General features: G+C 63.2%; 13 protein-coding genes and 1 pseudogene. 1 reads left to right on the top strand and 13 read right to left on the bottom strand.

From position 1 onward, the window contains the following. Positions 1 to 35: 35 nt before the first annotated feature. The 13 genes from GOEFS_RS15675 to GOEFS_RS15735 form a co-directional block, all read right to left on the bottom strand. Positions 36 to 1,544, bottom strand: coding sequence for an NAD(P)(+) transhydrogenase (Re/Si-specific) subunit beta (locus tag GOEFS_RS15675; RefSeq protein ID WP_007318911.1), 1,509 nt, complete (start codon positions 1,542 to 1,544; stop codon positions 36 to 38). Beyond that, entirely contained in the window at positions 1,541 to 1,846 is a 306-nt protein-coding gene (locus GOEFS_RS15680) for an NAD(P) transhydrogenase subunit alpha part 2 (RefSeq protein ID WP_007318912.1), read from the bottom strand. Before GOEFS_RS15680 ends, GOEFS_RS15675 begins: the two co-directional genes overlap by 4 nt. Continuing rightward, positions 1,846 to 2,937, bottom strand: a complete 1,092-nt coding sequence (locus GOEFS_RS15685) for a Re/Si-specific NAD(P)(+) transhydrogenase subunit alpha (protein WP_007318913.1) — start codon at positions 2,935 to 2,937, stop codon at positions 1,846 to 1,848. The genes GOEFS_RS15680 and GOEFS_RS15685 overlap by 1 nt, the downstream gene beginning before the upstream one ends. 200 nt (positions 2,938 to 3,137) lie before the next feature. Next, positions 3,138 to 4,295 (bottom strand): PE-PPE domain-containing protein, encoded by a 1,158-nt coding sequence (locus GOEFS_RS15690; protein ID WP_007318914.1) that lies wholly within the window; start codon positions 4,293 to 4,295, stop codon positions 3,138 to 3,140. A gap of 118 nt (positions 4,296 to 4,413) precedes the next feature. Next, positions 4,414 to 5,931 carry an FAD-binding protein gene (locus tag GOEFS_RS15695; RefSeq protein WP_040525277.1) on the bottom strand — a complete coding sequence of 506 codons (1,518 nt, stop codon included), beginning with the start codon at positions 5,929 to 5,931 and terminating at the stop codon, positions 4,414 to 4,416. Positions 5,932 to 5,985: 54 nt separating this feature from the next. Continuing rightward, the gene (locus tag GOEFS_RS15700) at positions 5,986 to 6,537 is read right to left on the bottom strand and encodes a hypothetical protein (RefSeq protein ID WP_007318916.1); all 552 of its coding nucleotides are present in this window, start codon (positions 6,535 to 6,537) and stop codon (positions 5,986 to 5,988) included. A gap of 70 nt (positions 6,538 to 6,607) precedes the next feature. Continuing rightward, positions 6,608 to 6,814 carry a heavy-metal-associated domain-containing protein gene (locus GOEFS_RS15705; RefSeq protein WP_007318917.1) on the bottom strand — a complete coding sequence of 69 codons (207 nt, stop codon included), beginning with the start codon at positions 6,812 to 6,814 and terminating at the stop codon, positions 6,608 to 6,610. A 27-nt stretch (positions 6,815 to 6,841) separates the two neighbouring features. Then, the gene (locus GOEFS_RS15710; RefSeq protein WP_007318918.1) at positions 6,842 to 7,138 is read right to left on the bottom strand and encodes a metal-sensitive transcriptional regulator; all 297 of its coding nucleotides are present in this window, start codon (positions 7,136 to 7,138) and stop codon (positions 6,842 to 6,844) included. Between the two features lie 149 nt (positions 7,139 to 7,287). Then, complete coding sequence (nadB, locus tag GOEFS_RS15715; protein ID WP_007318919.1) at positions 7,288 to 8,886, bottom strand: L-aspartate oxidase; 1,599 nt, start codon at positions 8,884 to 8,886, stop codon at positions 7,288 to 7,290. Positions 8,887 to 8,930: 44 nt separating this feature from the next. Beyond that, positions 8,931 to 10,136: an acyl-CoA dehydrogenase family protein gene (locus GOEFS_RS15720; RefSeq protein ID WP_007318920.1), complete on the bottom strand. Its 1,206-nt coding sequence runs from the start codon at positions 10,134 to 10,136 to the stop codon at positions 8,931 to 8,933. A 195-nt stretch (positions 10,137 to 10,331) separates the two neighbouring features. Next, positions 10,332 to 12,335, bottom strand: coding sequence for a heavy metal translocating P-type ATPase (locus GOEFS_RS15725; protein WP_007318921.1), 2,004 nt, complete (start codon positions 12,333 to 12,335; stop codon positions 10,332 to 10,334). A 99-nt stretch (positions 12,336 to 12,434) separates the two neighbouring features. Continuing rightward, positions 12,435 to 13,229 carry an alpha/beta fold hydrolase gene (locus GOEFS_RS15730; protein WP_007318922.1) on the bottom strand — a complete coding sequence of 265 codons (795 nt, stop codon included), beginning with the start codon at positions 13,227 to 13,229 and terminating at the stop codon, positions 12,435 to 12,437. Continuing rightward, a complete protein-coding gene (locus GOEFS_RS15735; RefSeq protein ID WP_007318923.1) occupies positions 13,229 to 14,299 on the bottom strand; it encodes an NAD(P)-dependent alcohol dehydrogenase in 1,071 nt (356 codons plus the stop codon). The genes GOEFS_RS15730 and GOEFS_RS15735 overlap by 1 nt, the downstream gene beginning before the upstream one ends. A gap of 138 nt (positions 14,300 to 14,437) precedes the next feature. Between GOEFS_RS15735 and GOEFS_RS15740 the strand changes: the two are divergent. After that, positions 14,438 to 15,803, top strand: a pseudogene (locus GOEFS_RS15740) (ABC1 kinase family protein). The last annotated feature ends 95 nt before the right edge of the window (positions 15,804 to 15,898 follow it).

Consider the following 15,898-nt stretch of genomic DNA (forward strand, 5'->3'; position numbering starts at 1 on the left):
ATCGCGTCCGGGCCCATCGTCGGGTAATAGCGGTTCTACAGCGCCTTCAGTTCCTCGATAACCGAACCGACCGACTTCTTGGCGTCGCCGAATAGCATCGACGTCCCGTCCGCGAAGAACAGCGGATTCTCAATACCCGCGTAGCCCGAACTCATCGACCGCTTGAGCACGATCGTCGAGCGCGCCTGATCCACATTGAGGATCGGCATGCCGTGGATGGGCGAACTCGGATCGTTGCGGGCCGCCGGGTTGGTGACGTCGTTGGCGCCGATGACGATGGCGACGTCGGTGCGGCCGAATTCGCCGTTGATGTCGTCCATCTCTTTCATCGCGTCATACTCCACATCCGCCTCGGCGAGCAGCACGTTCATATGCCCGGGCATCCGACCGGCGACCGGGTGGATCGCGTACTTCACTTCGACACCCTTGGCCTCGAGCAGAGCTGCCATCTCCTTGACCGCATGCTGCGCCTGCGCGACGGCCAGGCCGTAACCCGGCACGACGATGACCTGATTGGCATAGGCCATCTGGATCGCCGCATCGGCAGCCGACGTCGCCTTGACCGTGCCGCCGGTGGCGCCCGGAGCGCCGGCAGCGCCGTCGTCGCCGCCACCGAACGAGCCGAAGATGATTGCCGGGATAGACCGGTTCATCGCCTTGGCCATCAGGTTGGTCAGGATCGAACCGGACGCGCCGACGATCATTCCGGCGACGATCATCGCCTGGTTATTCAACGCCAATCCAGCGGCCGCGGCTGACAAACCAGTCATGGCGTTGAGCAGCGAGATGACCACCGGCATATCCGCGCCGCCGATCGGGAACACCACGAACAGGCCCATCAGACCCGCTGCCACCAGCAGTCCGACGATCCAGAACCACGGGGTCGGGCCATCACCGGCGCCGGCCTTGATGCCGATGTAGATAGCGATGCCGATCGCGACCAGTGCCAGCACGATATTGGCCAGCTGGAATGCTTTAGCGCCCGCGACGAGCTTCTTCTCGAGATTCTTGTTCAGCAGTTCCTGCAGCTTGGCGAATGCGACCAGCGAACCCCAGAAGGACACCGAACCGATGATCGCGGCGAACAGCGACCCGACAATCACATGGACATCCGGAGTGTCCGGAACCGTGGTGAAGCCGCGGTATTCGATATATTCGGCCCACGCGATCAACGCGACGGTTCCACCACCGACACCGTTGAACAATGCCACCAACTGCGGCATCGCGGTCATCTTCGTCTTCAACGCCGGCGGAATACCTAGCACAACACCGACGAGAAGACCCGCGACGATGAGTATCCAGTTGATACCCGGCACACCGGCGTCGCCGGCCGAGTTGTACACACCGAGCAGGGTCGCGACGATTGCAATCCCCATGCCGACCGCTGCGATCCAGTTGCCGCGCACCGCGGTCTTCGGGCCGGTCAAGCCCATCAAGCCGTAGATGAATAGCGAGAAGGCGACGATGTACAGAACTGTCACGCCGTAACCGAGAGCTTCGGAGACCACGGCGCCTTCGCTCGCACTTAGGACAGAGGAGCTCATTTGGCGGCCTCCTTCTTACCCTTGAACATGCCGAGCATGCGGTCGGTGACCGCGAAGCCGCCGACCACGTTCAGAGTGCCGAAGACCAGCGCGACGAAGGCGATGATCCGCACACCCCAGTTGGCGTCGGCGGGCAGTTTGCCCAGCACCACGAGCGCGCCCAGCACGACGATGCCGTGAATGGCGTTGGTACCCGACATCAATGGCGTATGCAGTGTGTTCGGGACCTTGGAGATGACCGCGAAACCTACGAATCCGGCTAGCACCAGAATCGCGATATTCGATAGAAGTTCGGTGTACATCAGACCTTCGCCTCCTCAGAGACATCGCGTGTCACACATGCGGCAGCGATGACTTCGTCATCGAAATCCGGTGCGATCGCGCCGTTGTCGTCGAGCATCAACTCGATCAGGGCCAGTAGATTCTTGGCGTACAGCTCGCTGGAATGCTCAGGCATAGTGGCCGGCAGATTCAGCGGCGAGGTGATCGTGACGTCATGTTTGACGACAGTCTCACCGGGCTCGGTCAGCTCACAGTTACCACCGGTTTCACCGGCCAGATCGACGACTACGCTGCCGGGCTTCATCCCCTCGACAGCGGCGGCGGTAACCAATCTTGGCGCCGGGCGGCCGGGCACCAACGCGGTCGTGATGACCACGTCGAAGCCCTTAATCGCGTCTTCGAGTGCCTGCTGCTGCTTCTCGCGTTCCTCCGCGGTCAGCTCGCGGGCGTAGCCGCCTTCGCCGGCGGCGTCGATGCCGAGATCGAGCCACTGCGCACCGACCGAGAGTACTTGCTCGGCAACTTCGGGCCGCACGTCGTAGCCGGTGGTCCGCGCGCCCAGACGTTTAGCCGTAGCCAGTGCCTGCAGTCCGGCGACGCCGACGCCCAGCACCAGCACCGTGGCCGGTTTGACCGTGCCCGCGGCGGTGGTCAGCATCGGGAAGAACCGGGTCGACAGATCTGCCGCGACGATCACCGACTTGTAGCCCGACACATTGCCCTGCGACGACAACGCGTCCATCACCTGCGCGCGGGAAATACGCGGAATCGCTTCCACCGCATAGGCTTCCACGCCAGCAGCCGACAGGGCACCGATCTTGTTGTCCGCATTACGCGGCGCGAGAAAACCGATCAGTTTCTGCCCGCTGCGCAGCTTGCCGATTTCGTCGTCGGACGGAGCCGCGACCCGTACCACGACGTCGGCTCCATAGGGATCGCCAATCGTGGCACCCGCAGCGGTAAACAACTCGTCGGGGATCAGTGCCCCCAACCCGGCACCCGATTCGACGACGACCGGGACACCCTTCTTGACTAGCGCTTCAACCACCTTCGGTACCAACGCCACACGACGTTCTCCCGATGCGGTCTCGCGCACGACACCGACGCTCATAACCTAATCACCTTTTCGGTGCGCGTCGCGCGAAGATCGTGCTGCACAACAGTACTGGCGCGCAGTACTGCGGTGCGGCCCTCAAGCGACTGCGACACGCGGTAGTGCAACCAGTTGGCTGCCACCTTGATCAAAAATGTGCGATGAACATAGCACGGCCTTATCATCCGGTCGTGGCCGGTGTGGTCACAGTCACAGGGCTACCGGCCATTAACACGCCGCTGGGTCACATCGCCATCACATCTCCCTGCCTCGGTAAACCTCGCCATGTCGACCTGTCGGGGGCAGAATGCTCTCGGTAGCCCAGTTTGGCGCGGTTTTCGCGAGTAGCTGTGGCGGGCCACCGGCTTCACCCGGCGCTGCGCCCCAATCTGGTCCGGATCGGTCACCGGCAACTGCCAACCGAATCGCCGGTACAGCTCTTTCTGCAACATGCGCGGCGTGGGAACCTGCTGCCGGTGACGAGTAGCCGCGACGCCGGGCATCGGCACTCGGACCGCCCGCGACACCGCGTCGTCGAACCGTTTGTCAACGGGAACTCCCATGTCGCGCAACATGATTCCGACCGGATTGCCGCCGTCATAGACGTGATATTCGGTGTCACCGTCGCGCCAGGTCTTCACCTGCCGATAACTCCCGACCTTGGGGTACATAAAGGCATGCACGTAATAGCCCGGCGCGAAGTAGAAGGCGGCAGCGATAGGATCGGCCATCGGGTTGGCAAGCCCGCACATAGAGTCACCGCGGATGCAGTACGAAACCACCCGCACCCCAGTCATATCCGACGGCTCGCGCGGACCATCCGTCGTGACCCCGGGCACCATGCTCGGGGCAAGCGCCTCCACGCCGGTGTTGGGAAAACGCGGATCGGCGCCAAGTACGACGGTGAGGTTTCGCGGTGTGATCGCGCCACTTCGCACCAGACGATGGGCGGCGTTCATCGCGATATTCGCCCCTTGCGAGAACCCATTGATAATCACCGGTCGCCCCGCCGCAGCAGCAGCCTTCGCGACTCGAGTCGCGGCGCGCGTACCGATAGCCTCGGAGTCGTCGAAGGTCCCATTTCCGATAAGACCCAACACAATTGGGCCGACTCGAATTCCGAATGCCGCCGGGTAGGGGACAATCGTCACGCGTTGATGCTCCCACCACGCGTCGGTGCGCCCGACCTGATCGCTGCCGGTCGGATCACCGGTCCCCGGGACGAGTATTACCCGCGCCCGCGAGCCACCGAGTTCGGCGACAAACCCGGGCACCGGCCCCGGCTCAGTTTGTCGGCTACCAGCCTGCGCGGCGCCCGCAAGCGCGCTCGACACCACGATTGCGATAGTCAAAGCGATCCCTGCGAACCGACCCATAGGTCATAACGTTAGGCATCCTCACTACCTCCCCGGGTCGGATCGGCTGAGCCAATCGAACAAATTCACCGGATCGAGCTACAACCGTTAGATCGACGCAACCAGAGCGCCAGCGAACCTACTCGACGTCGGCGCCAACTCGCTCCGACGCCGCGGCCAACCGCGCCGCTTCGCGCCCCGCCCGCCGACCGAAATACGATCCTTCGCCGAGTTGAGTGCCGCTCGCGTACCCTTTGCCGTCCTGCGCCAAGTTGGCGGCGCACGCGCCCGCCGCGAAGAGCCCGACAATCGGCTGCGACTGGGCGTCGAGGACTTCGCCGTCGACCGTCGTAGCCAATCCACCAACGGTGAAGCCTGAGTACATTGCTTTCCCAAGGCTCATGTCGAACGCGGCCCATGGTCCATTCGCTTGCGGCGCAAGGAATTCCGCACTCTTATGGAAGTCCGGGTCCTCTCCGACGGCTGCATGGGTGTTGTAGTCGTCGAGTGTCGTCGCCAGGTTTCCGGCCGGAATCCCGAGGTCGGATTCCATCTCCTCGACGGTCTCCCACCCATCGATGAACGGTGCCAACGGGAAGGCCGGCCGCTCCATGTGTTCTTCGTCGACGATGAGGTACGCCCGTTTGTCCGGCTGATCCATCACAAAGCCGGCCGTGCGGGAGTGATAGCTATCTTCGGCGACGAACCGCCGGCCCTCGCTGTTGACGATGATGCCGGTAAGCAATATCGACGGCGGGTAGACGGGCGCGGTGATGAAAGCCTGATCCATATGTTTAACCGCGGCACCGGCCGACTGCCCTAGCCGGATACCCAGGCCGTCGTCGTATGTGGTGCCGAGCGTGTACGACTGGTTGGCCAACTGCGGGACATACTCGTTGACCATGTCCTCGTTGAGGACATAACCGCCTGCCGCGATAACCACGCCCGAGGCCCGAATGAATCCTTCGGCTCCGGGCCGTCGCCATTTCACGCCGACGACGCTGCCGGAGTTGTCGACGATAAGGTTGCGCGCGCCGGTATCAGTCCGCACTTCGACGCCGAGTCGTTCCAGCTCAGCCATCAAGAGATCGATGACCATCGACGCCCCACCGGTATCGCCGGGCACAGGCACTTTGTGTCCGCGGGGCGCTGGCACAGCCATGTTCTTATAGGGCCACACCTTTTCGTTCCCGGTGTACATCAGCCCCTGGGTGCCTGGCTGGATAACGGCTTTTTCCGGGTAGTAGCTGCGCTCGAAGTTCAGCCCCAGCGCCTCGAGCCAGTTGAAATGCTCGACGCTGTCGGTGCAATACGCGTGAATCTTGGCTGGCTCGGGCTCTAGCGAGACGGCGGTGAGGTACTTCTCCATCTCTTCGGCACTGTCGGGCTGCCCGGCTGCCTCTTGCACCGCGGTTCCGCCCCCGAGGTAGAAGTGACCACCGGCCAGCCGCGTGGTACCGCCTGTCTCGGCGGCGCGCTCGATCAGCAACACCTTTGCTCCAGCCCGGGCTGCTTCGACCGCGGCGCATCCACCCGAAATTCCCGATCCGACGACCAGTACATCCACGTCATCGGTGAACGCGCCGACATCACTCAGGCCGATCAGCGGCGGGAACTCGGTATTACTGCTGGCCACAGGCTGGTCGTCACTGCTCATCGGAACAGCGTATCGCAGCACATAGAACATGTTCTAGTTTTGTCGTGCGAAGTGCTATCGCCACATCCAGAAGTTCACCTGGCGGGCATTGTTCAAGAACCCGTAGCCAATCCAGATACCGTTGGGCAACCGGCGCATTTCGTCGTGTCCAAACCCGAGCCCGCTGCGCGCGTAGTCAATCCGCATCACGGCGCGCCCGTCGAGAATCGACCGCGCGTAGAAGACGCTCGCCGGTAGCAGATCGCCACCGAACAGTTGATTGGTAAGCCACCCACCGTGGAAGTTCTTACCGGTCCAGACCGCATGCATAGCGGCGGTGGCAGCGGCGTTGGGCGGGCCGATCGGACGAGCCATTCCACGCAATGGCACATTCCGCGGCAACGGCGCGACCTTCAGTCGGGCGAACAACGCGTCGAACTGGCCTTGACTACACGAATCACGCAGCGCGACAACCGAAGACGATATCGACATTCGAGTGTCAGGTGTCGGACATCGCGGCGCCGCCGCCGCCGGGTTTGGTACCACCATCGCTCCCAATAGAGCAGCCGCGGCTACGACGATCGTCGTATGTCGCCAATCCCACCGAGGTTTCGCCATCCCACTCATCGCCACTCCTCACCTAGAGTTGCCGACCCACTTCTCGGCTTACTCCACTTGGGGAGCCACGACAAGAGCTTTAACGCACGAGCTGATAGCCCGCCTCGGTGACCGCGTTCGCGACCTCGTCGTCATCGAGGGCCGAGGCGCTGGAAATTTCCACCGCGCCCGTCTGGACGTCGACTTCGACGCCGGTCACGCCGTCGATCTCGGCGATCTCTTCACGCACCGACGACGCGCAGTGGCCGCAAGTCATTCCGGTCACCAGGTAGTTCGAAACGGTCATCTTGCGTTCCTTTCGGTTCGGTTGGTGCTACGACTTCACAAGTCGCGCAATGGCTTCCATCGCCTCGTCGATCTTGTCGCGGCCGGCGTCGTCGCCTTCGCGAGCGGCGTCGATGACGCAGTGATTCATATGGTCTTCAAGGAGCCCGAGACTCACTGCCTGCAACGCCTTCGTCATCGCACTCACCTGGGTGAGAATGTCGATGCAATAGGCCTCTTCTTCGACCATGCGTTGCAGTCCGCGCGCCTGACCTTCGATCCGACGTAGCCGACGCAGGTACGCATCCTTTTCGCCCATGTATCCGTGATGCTGGTGTTCAGCCACGATGTCTCCTTGAGTCCGATATACCCCCTACAGGTATACACGACTCAGCCGAAGATTACTACCCCCTGGGGGTATGCTACCCACGCGCACTGATCACCGTGCTATCAAATTCCCGTGCCACAACTGGTGCAACAGCTTCCTCACAGCCATCACACGCAAACCGGATCGACCACGGATCGCACAGCCAGACCGTCGAAGCTAAACACTCGCGATGAGGGCACGGAGTCTGTGTCCGGGAAATCCACCCGCGAATGACATCCGCGCGACTCTGTCCGTGCCAGAGCAGCTGCCACCACCGCGCGGGCAGTGAGCGTTAACGCGGCGTCTTCGAGGTCACCGACCGAGATCATCGCGCGACTCGGGGCCGCGTCCAGGGCAGCGGCGGCCTCTGCCAGTCCGTCGGCCGAGCGAGCAAGCGCGACCCGACCAGACATCAGGTCTTGCAAGGCTTTTCGATCCATCGCTGGACGCGGAACGATGTGGGGCGGGGCAACGTCGTTGACCGAACGTCCACGTCGTTCGATCGCCGCCGCAGCGGCCTTGCGCCCCATGACAAGTCCTTCGAGGAGGCTGTTCGACGCGAGCCGGTTGGCGCCGTGCAGCCCGGTCCGCGCGACCTCCCCAGCAACGTAAAGGCCCGTCATCGACGTCTGCCCCGACGCCGATGCCAACACCCCGCCGCAGAGATAGTGCGCGCCGGGAACAACTGGAATACGTTGCGGCACAGTCCCATCGGCCAGGCCAGCCGCACGCAGCCCTGCGGTGACTGTCGGGAAGCGCCGCTCAAAATCGTCAACGTCGGAGATGTCGAGATAAACGCAATCGTCACCCGTGCGCGCGAGTGTCGCTTGCACCGCTCGGGATACGACATCGCGCGGTGCGAGGTCGCCCATCGGGTGCACGCCGGCGGTGACCGACTCACCACGCTTATCTACCAAACGTCCGCCCTCGCCGCGCACCGCCTCACTGATCAGCGTCCGCCGCCCGCGGGCGCCCGGCAGGTACAACATCGTCGGGTGGAATTGGATGAACTCTAGGTCGGCGACCTGTGCCCCCGCCCGCAATGCCAGCGCGATTCCATCGGCGGTTGCCCCGGCCGGGTTGGTGGTAGCGGCATATAGATGCCCCGCGCCACCGGTCGCGAGTAGCACGGTCGGCGCGTAAACGGCGCGCACATCGGGACTGTCGGGCGTGCGATACGCCGCACCGACGACCGCACCGTCGTCGATGAGCAGGTCGGTGACCACGGCGTCGTCGACACAGGTCAACCGGGGATTCGAGGTGTTCGTGACCGCTTGCCCCAACGCACGCTGTACTTGTGCGCCGGTCGCGTCGCCGCCGGCGTGAATGATGCGACGCACGCTATGGCCGCCCTCACGAGTGCGGCGGAATGAGCCATCGACGTCACGGTCGAAGTCCGCGCCCCGCGCGACCAACTGGGTGATCGCCGACCAGCCATCGGCAATGATCGGTCGAGTCGCGTGCGCGTCGGTTAGGCCCGCCCCGGCGGCAATCGTGTCGGATACATGCAGGTCAATCGAGTCTTCCGGGTTGTCCGGCTCGACAACCGCGATGCCACCTTGAGCGTAGAACGTAGACGTCGACTGCTCGTCTCGATCGGCACGCCACTTCGGCCCCTTGTTCAATACGACGACGCGCAAACCCTCGGCCGCTGCCGACAACGCCGCCGTCAATCCAGCTATCCCCGCCCCGACCACGACCAGGTCAGCATCCTCACGGTCGTGCATGCTAACCACCTCCCGTAGTTTTCGACTATCAATCGAAAACTATGTCAGAGTCGGTAAGCCCGCATCAACCCCTTGGCGATGATCGTCTTCTGAATCTCACTGGTGCCTTCACCGATCAGCAAGAACGGCGCATCGCGCATCAGTCGCTCGATCTCGTATTCCTTCGAGTACCCGTAGCCGCCGTGGATGCGGAAACTCTCCTGAGTGACCTCCGCGCAATACTCGCTGGCCAAATACTTGGCCATACCCGCGGCAACGTCGTTACGTTCACCGGAATCCTTCTGCCTAGCGGCGTTGACCATCATCAAATGTGCGGCCTCCACCTTGGTCGCCATCTCGGCGAGTTTGAACGCGATGGCCTGGTGCTCCGCGATGGGTTTGCCGAAGGTCGACCGTTGCTGCGCGTAGCGGATCGCCAGCTCGAAAGCACGCTGGGCGATACCGCAGGCACGTGCGGACACGTTCACGCGGCCTACCTCGACGCCGTCCATCATCTGCGCGAAACCGCGCCCGGGGACGCCGCCGAGGATGTCTTCCGCTCGGGCGCTATAGCCGTCGAAGATGAGTTCGGTTGTATCGATGCCCTTGTACCCGAGTTTGTCGATCTTGCCGGGGATCGTCAGACCCGGCTTAACCTCGCCGAAGCCAGCCGGCTTCTCGATGAGAAAGGCAGTGAGATTCTTGTGCGGCTTCTCGGCGCCTTCGTCGGTATGGACAAGTGCCGCAACCAAAGTGGAACTACCGCCGTTGGTCAGCCACATCTTCTGGCCGTCGATTCGGTAGTCACCGTCAGATTCGCGACGAGCGCGCGTGCGGATCGCGGCCACGTCGGAGCCCAGCTCAGGCTCAGACATCGAGAATGCCCCGCGCAGCTCTCCGGTTGCCATGCGCGGCAACAGGTTTGCCTTCTGTTCGGCGGTCCCATGCTGCCGAATCATGTAGGCGACGATGAAGTGCGTGTTGATCACACCGGAAATGCTCATCCAGCCGCGCGCCAATTCTTCGACGCACAGAGCGTAGGTGAGCAGCGACTCCCCCGCGCCGCCGTACTCCTCGGGAATCATCAATCCGAACAGGCCCATCTGCTTCATCTGTTCGACGATCACGGTCGGGTACTCGTCGACGTGCTCGAGTCGTTGTGCGTTCGGGATGATCTGCTTGTCGACGAATCCGCGGACGGCGGCGACGATGTCGGTCTGCACATCGGTCAGACCCGGGGTCTGCGCGAGCCGAAGGTTCGATGAGTTCACGGTAGGTGTCCCTCTCTGAGTTCGCCCTTTGAGTAGTACCACTCGGGCGATGACCTCCCTCACCGAGCGCCCCCGACCACTCGGACGCTCCCACGGCGCCAACGACCCCGCCGTCGGGAATTTCGTCCGAATAGTGCTGGTGTAGGGGCAATATGCCCTTGCATCCGCACTATTCGGACGATTTCCCGGCCCGGCCTACAAACGCGCGCGGCGCAACAACTGTGCGTTTGCGGCGACGATGACCGTCGACGCCGACATCAGGATGGCGCCGACCGCCATCGGTAGCACAAAGCCGATCGGAGCGAGCAATCCGGCCGCGAGCGGCACCGATACGATGTTGTACCCGGCCGCCCACCACAGGTTCTGCTTCATCTTGCGGTACGCCGCCTTCGACAGATTGATCGCCGAGACCACCGCCCGCGGATCATCACCCGCCAGAATTACCCCGGCCGATCCGATGGCGACGTCGGTACCCGCGCCGATCGCCACGCCGACGTCGGCGCGCGCCAACGCGGGTGCGTCGTTGACGCCGTCGCCGACCATGACGACAGTCGCACCTTCAGCCTGGAGTTCGGCGACTTTGGATTCCTTGTCCTCCGGTCGCACCCCGGCGTACACGCGTTCGATGCCAAGCTCGGCGGCGACGCGATATGCCACCGGCGCGGCATCGCCAGTGATCATCACCGGCTCAATTCCGTTGGCCCGCAGCGCATCGACCGCCTCCGCGGACTCCCGCCGAATTTCATCGGCGAGCGCCAGCGCTCCAACGACCTGCCCGTCCACGACGACATGCAGCACGGTGTTTCCGTCGTCAGCCCAACGTCGACTGCCTGGCAGAGCCGAAAGGCCCTCGTGGTCAAGTAGTTTCGGTCCGCCGACCGCGACGTCGCGGCCATCGACCTCGGCACGCACACCAACCGCGGCGCTGGCGACGAATCCAGTCGCCGTCGGTCGGGCCAGCTCTCGGGCATCAGCGGCGCCGACGATGGCACGCGCCAGCGGGTGTTCACTATCCCGTTCGGCCGCCGCCGCGATCGCCAGCACCTCGTCGTCGGTCCAGCCCGCCGCCGGAACCACCGCGACGACGCCGGGCTCTCCCTTAGTCAGGGTGCCGGTCTTATCGAACAACACCGTCGTCGCGTTGCGCAACGTCTCCAGCGCCACCCGATCTTTCACCAGAACACCCATTTTCGCCGCACGTTCGGTCGCTATCGCGACGACCAGCGGAATCGCGAGGCCGAGCGCGTGCGGGCAGGCGATGACGAGGACGGTGATCGTCCGGATGATCGCGTTGTCTGGTTCGGCCAGCGCGGACCAGATGATTGCTGTCAACGCAGCCGAGGCCAGCGCGAACCAGAACAGCCAACCGGCTGCCTTGTCGGCCAGCCGCTGAGCGTGCGACGACGAGTTCTGCGCCTGGGCGACCAAGCGCGCGATGCCGGCGAGCGCGGTATCGTCGCCGACCGCGTTGATCCGTACCCGAATCGCCGTGTCAGCGGTGACAGTACCGGCGACCACCTGATCACCGACGTTGCGCCGCACCAACTTTGACTCGCCGGTGATCATCGACTCGTCGAGATCGGCTGTGCCATCGATGATCTCACCGTCAGCGGGCACCCGCGCACCGGGGCGCACGATGACGAGATCGCCGGTCCGGAGGTCGGTCGGGGCAACCAGCACCACCTGGTCACCCTCGATTCGCTCGGCCTCGTCGGGCAAAAGAGCTGCGAGGGAATCAAGCGCCGACGTGGTCATCGCCAGCGAACGCATCTCGATCCAGTGGCCGGCGAGCATGATCACGATCAGCAGAGCCAGCTCCCACCAGAAGTCGAGATCATGGGCGACGACGTGGAGTGCGGCCAGCCAGGATGCGATGAACGCGACAGTGATCGCCAGCGCGATGAGGGTCATCATCCCGGGCTTACGTCCGCGCAACTCACCGACCGCCCCGGTCAGGAATGGTTTGCCGCCCCAGGCGAACATCACCGTTCCTACCGCTGGCGACACCCATTCGAGCCACGACCAGTCGGGAAGCTGGTAGCCGATGATCGACGCGAACATTCCGCTCGCCAGCACCGTCGGCACGGCGAGCACCGCCATTATCGCGAACAGACGTCCGAATGCAGCCGCGTGGCCCGCATGTCCGCCATGTTCGGCGTGTTCATGCGAAGCTGCCGATCCATGCTGATCATGTGCCATGTGATTGAGTGGTCGAAGTATTCACACCACCGTTGTATACCCCCTAGGGGTATTGGTCAAGTGTCGTCGACCACTGCATCGAGCGAACCGAAGTGAGACCTACCCTCGCGACAGAAATGTCGCGGCCAATTCACCCCAGCGTTCGTGCTCCTGCGGCGTCGATGCCACGACCAACTCCGCGTTGGGAAGCGCGCTAGCCAACGCCTCCGCCGACGACACCGGATGGGACGGATCTCCGGTCCACGACAGAATCAGCGTCGGCTTATCAAGGGATTCAAGCGCTTTCGCCGCCGGCAAATCAGTTTGGGCCGAACCCCGCAGCACTGCCGCGTACTGCGCGGCACGCACCCGAACCGGCGTCACGTAGCGTCGCGCGCCGACGAGCGCGGGCGAAGCCGGTTGATCGGCATTGAGTGCTTGCAATGCCGCGAGTCCCTTGTCTTCCAACAACTTCGCCGATGCGAGGCGTGCCAGATTGGCTCCCGGCCGGGTGTCCCAGATCGTGGGAGGCGTGGTCAGCACGAGTCGTCGGAACCGATCGGGTTGTGCGAGTGCGGCATACACGATCGATGCGGTGCCCATCGAAGTGCCGACGGCGTCGACTTGTCCCGAACCGGCGACGACGTCGAGTAATGCCAGCAAATCCGCGCCCAGCTCGGGCCAGGTGTATTCGGTCGGCGTCAGCCCGCCGGAGGAATGGCCATGCCCACGGGCGTCGTAGCGAATAAGCCTGTGCCGCTTGCTAATCGGCCGCCAGTCAAAATGTCCGGCGGCTTCTTGTGTTGTCGCTGCCGACCCGATGCCGTGGGCCCATACCACCGGCGAGCCACTACCCGTGGAATTCCAGGCCAGCCGGGCACCACGAACGTCGGCGTACTGATATCTGGCGGTCACTACCCGAGGGTCGCGGCATCGATGACGAATCGGTAGCGCACATCGCTCGCGATGACCCGCTCATATGCCTCGTTGATCTGATCGGCGGCGATCACCTCGATCTCCGATCCGACGCCGTGTTCGGCGCAGAAGTCGAGCATTTCCTGCGTTTGCGCGATACCGCCGATCATCGATCCGGCGAAGCTGCGTCGATTGCGAGTCAACGAGCCCGCTTGCACCTCAATAGGCTGCTCGGGCAAGCCCAACTCGACCAGGGTGCCGTCAATCGCAAGCAGTCCAAGGTATTTCGACATATCCAGATTCGCCGACACGGTATTGAGGATCAGATCGAATGAGTTGCGCAGGGTCGTAAAGGTTTCCGGATCACTTGTCGCGTAATAGTGGTCGGCGCCCAGGCGCAGGCCGTCCTCCAGCTTCTTCAGAGACTGCGAGAGGACGGTAACTTCGGCACCCATCGCATGTGCGAGCTTCACGCCCATGTGGCCGAGCCCACCCAACCCGATGACCGCGACCCGCTTGCCCGGTCCGGCGTTCCAGTGCCGCAGTGGGGAGAACAGCGTGATACCCGCGCACAACAACGGCGCCGCGACGTCGAGCCCGATACCCGCCGGAATTGAGCACACGTAGTTCTCATCGACGACGATCCCCGCGGAGTATCCACCGTCGGTTAGCCGACCGTCGCGCCCACGTGCCGCGTAGGTTCCGACCATGCCGCGTTCGCAATACTGTTCCTCGCCAGCACGACACGCGTCGCATTCGCGACAGGAATCGACCATGCAGCCGACGCCGACCCGATCGCCGACGGCGAATTTCGTGACGCCGGGCCCCACCGCTTCCACCACTCCGGCGATCTCGTGGCCGGGCACGACCGGGTAGGGCGTCGGCCCCCATTCACCACGGGCGGTGTGGATGTCGGAGTGGCAGATACCGCAATATGCGATGTCAATGCGAACGTCGTGGTCACCGAGCGCCCGACGCTCGATCGTCGTGGGCCCCAACGGCTGGTCGGCTGCGGGAGCAGCATAGGCGGCGACTGTGCGGGCGGCTGTGTCAGATCGTGTTTTCTGCATATATCCACCCTGCCACGGCAGGGTGGGTGGTGCGCCATATATCTAGCAACACTAACGATCTACTGATGTGTCATAAGACACAGGACAACCCGCACGGTTTTGAATGACGACCGGGTACCGGCACTAGACTCACCCTCGGTGAATACACAGCAGTCCACAACCACTGGGCGTTCGACCCTGCCAGCGGTGTCGCCGACTACCGAGGTGACACGGCTGGCCGCCGCTTTGGCTCATGCCGCCGCCGGTGTCGGCCGGTATGCACTGCACACCGTCGACGACGCGCTGCACCTAAAGCGGCCGTCCCGGAAACGTGCAGCTCATGAGGTGGTCTCGACCTTCGAACACCTCGGCCCCACTTATGTGAAGCTCGGCCAACTCATCGCTTCGAGTCCTGGTGTATTCAGCGAAACCTTGTCGAACGAATTCGAAACCCTTCTGGACCGAGTTACCCCGGCCGATCCCAAGGCCATCGGCACACTCTTCGAGGGTGAACTCGGCAAGCGGCCCGACGAAGTATTCGCCACTTTCGATGTCGAGCCGATCGCCTCGGCGTCGATCGCCCAGGTGCACACCGCAACGCTGCACAGCGGCGAAGAAGTGGTGGTGAAGATCCAGCGGCCTGGCATTTCCCGTCGCCTCGCCCCCGACGTCGCGCTGCTCGAACGTATCGCCGGCCTCGTCGAACTGACCGATGCGGGCAAGATGCTCAGCGCGCGCCACGTTGTCGAAGACTTCGCCGACGGCCTCGACGCCGAACTGAACTTCCTCAATGAGGCATCGACCATGCAAGAGTGGTTCGACTGCCTACAACCCGGCCCGTTCGGCGATCGCGTTCGCGTTCCCAAGGTGTACCAAGAATTCTCGACGCCACGCGTGCTGACGATGGAACGGATCTACGCGACGCGGATCGACGATGCCGCGGCAGTCCGCGCAGCCGGACACAATGGCACTGACCTTTGCCGCAATCTCCTTCTCTCACTTCTCGATTCGGCGTTTCACGGTGGCCTGTTCCACGGCGACCTGCACGCGGGAAATGTGCTCGTCGATGCCGACGGCAAACTCGTGCTCCTCGACTTCGGCATCGTCGGACGGTTCACCCCGCGCACGCGTCGGATCCTGCGCCAGCTCGTCGTCGATCTGATCGTCAAGAAGGATTACGACTCGGCCGGCCGCGGTATCTTTCTGCTCGGGGCGGTGCACAAGCCCGGGTCGACCGTCAAGGGCGGGTCTGATCTGGAGAAGGTGACCGCGCCGCTGTCGGGCACCGCACTCAGCGACATGTCCTATACCGATCTGGGTCGGCAGATGGCCGTTATCGCCAAGGCACACGACGCTCGGTCTCCCGCGAGAGTTGGTGCTCGTCGGCAAACAACTGCTCTACGTCGAGAAGTACATGAAGCTCCTGGCTCCGCGCTGGAAGGCAGTCGCCGATAAGGAAATCTTCGGTTACATGGCAGGAATCTTGAAGGAAGCCGAACGCGACAGGCGTCACGCACCGAGTTAACAATTGGCAACAGTGACCACAGGAGTCACAAATGTCACGTGCCTGCCTATAGGCTGGGACGAACTGTGTGCACGCGCACCAGCAACGACTACAAG

The sequence above is a fragment of the Gordonia effusa NBRC 100432 genome, assembly GCF_000241305.1.
Taxonomy (GTDB): Bacteria; Actinomycetota; Actinomycetes; order Mycobacteriales; family Mycobacteriaceae; genus Gordonia; species Gordonia effusa.

Coding starts and splice junctions, on each gene's coding strand:
- GOEFS_RS15675 (WP_007318911.1), bottom strand. CDS start 1,544: ATGAGCTCCTCTGTCCTAAGTGCGAGCGAAGGCGCCGTGGTCTCCGAA.
- GOEFS_RS15680 (WP_007318912.1), bottom strand. CDS start 1,846: ATGTACACCGAACTTCTATCGAATATCGCGATTCTGGTGCTAGCCGGA.
- GOEFS_RS15685 (WP_007318913.1), bottom strand. CDS start 2,937: ATGAGCGTCGGTGTCGTGCGCGAGACCGCATCGGGAGAACGTCGTGTG.
- GOEFS_RS15690 (WP_007318914.1), bottom strand. CDS start 4,295: ATGGGTCGGTTCGCAGGGATCGCTTTGACTATCGCAATCGTGGTGTCG.
- GOEFS_RS15695 (WP_040525277.1), bottom strand. CDS start 5,931: ATGAGCAGTGACGACCAGCCTGTGGCCAGCAGTAATACCGAGTTCCCG.
- GOEFS_RS15700 (WP_007318916.1), bottom strand. CDS start 6,537: ATGAGTGGGATGGCGAAACCTCGGTGGGATTGGCGACATACGACGATC.
- GOEFS_RS15705 (WP_007318917.1), bottom strand. CDS start 6,814: ATGACCGTTTCGAACTACCTGGTGACCGGAATGACTTGCGGCCACTGC.
- nadB (WP_007318919.1), bottom strand. CDS start 8,886: ATGCACGACCGTGAGGATGCTGACCTGGTCGTGGTCGGGGCGGGGATA.
- GOEFS_RS15725 (WP_007318921.1), bottom strand. CDS start 12,335: ATGGCACATGATCAGCATGGATCGGCAGCTTCGCATGAACACGCCGAA.
- GOEFS_RS15735 (WP_007318923.1), bottom strand. CDS start 14,299: ATGCAGAAAACACGATCTGACACAGCCGCCCGCACAGTCGCCGCCTAT.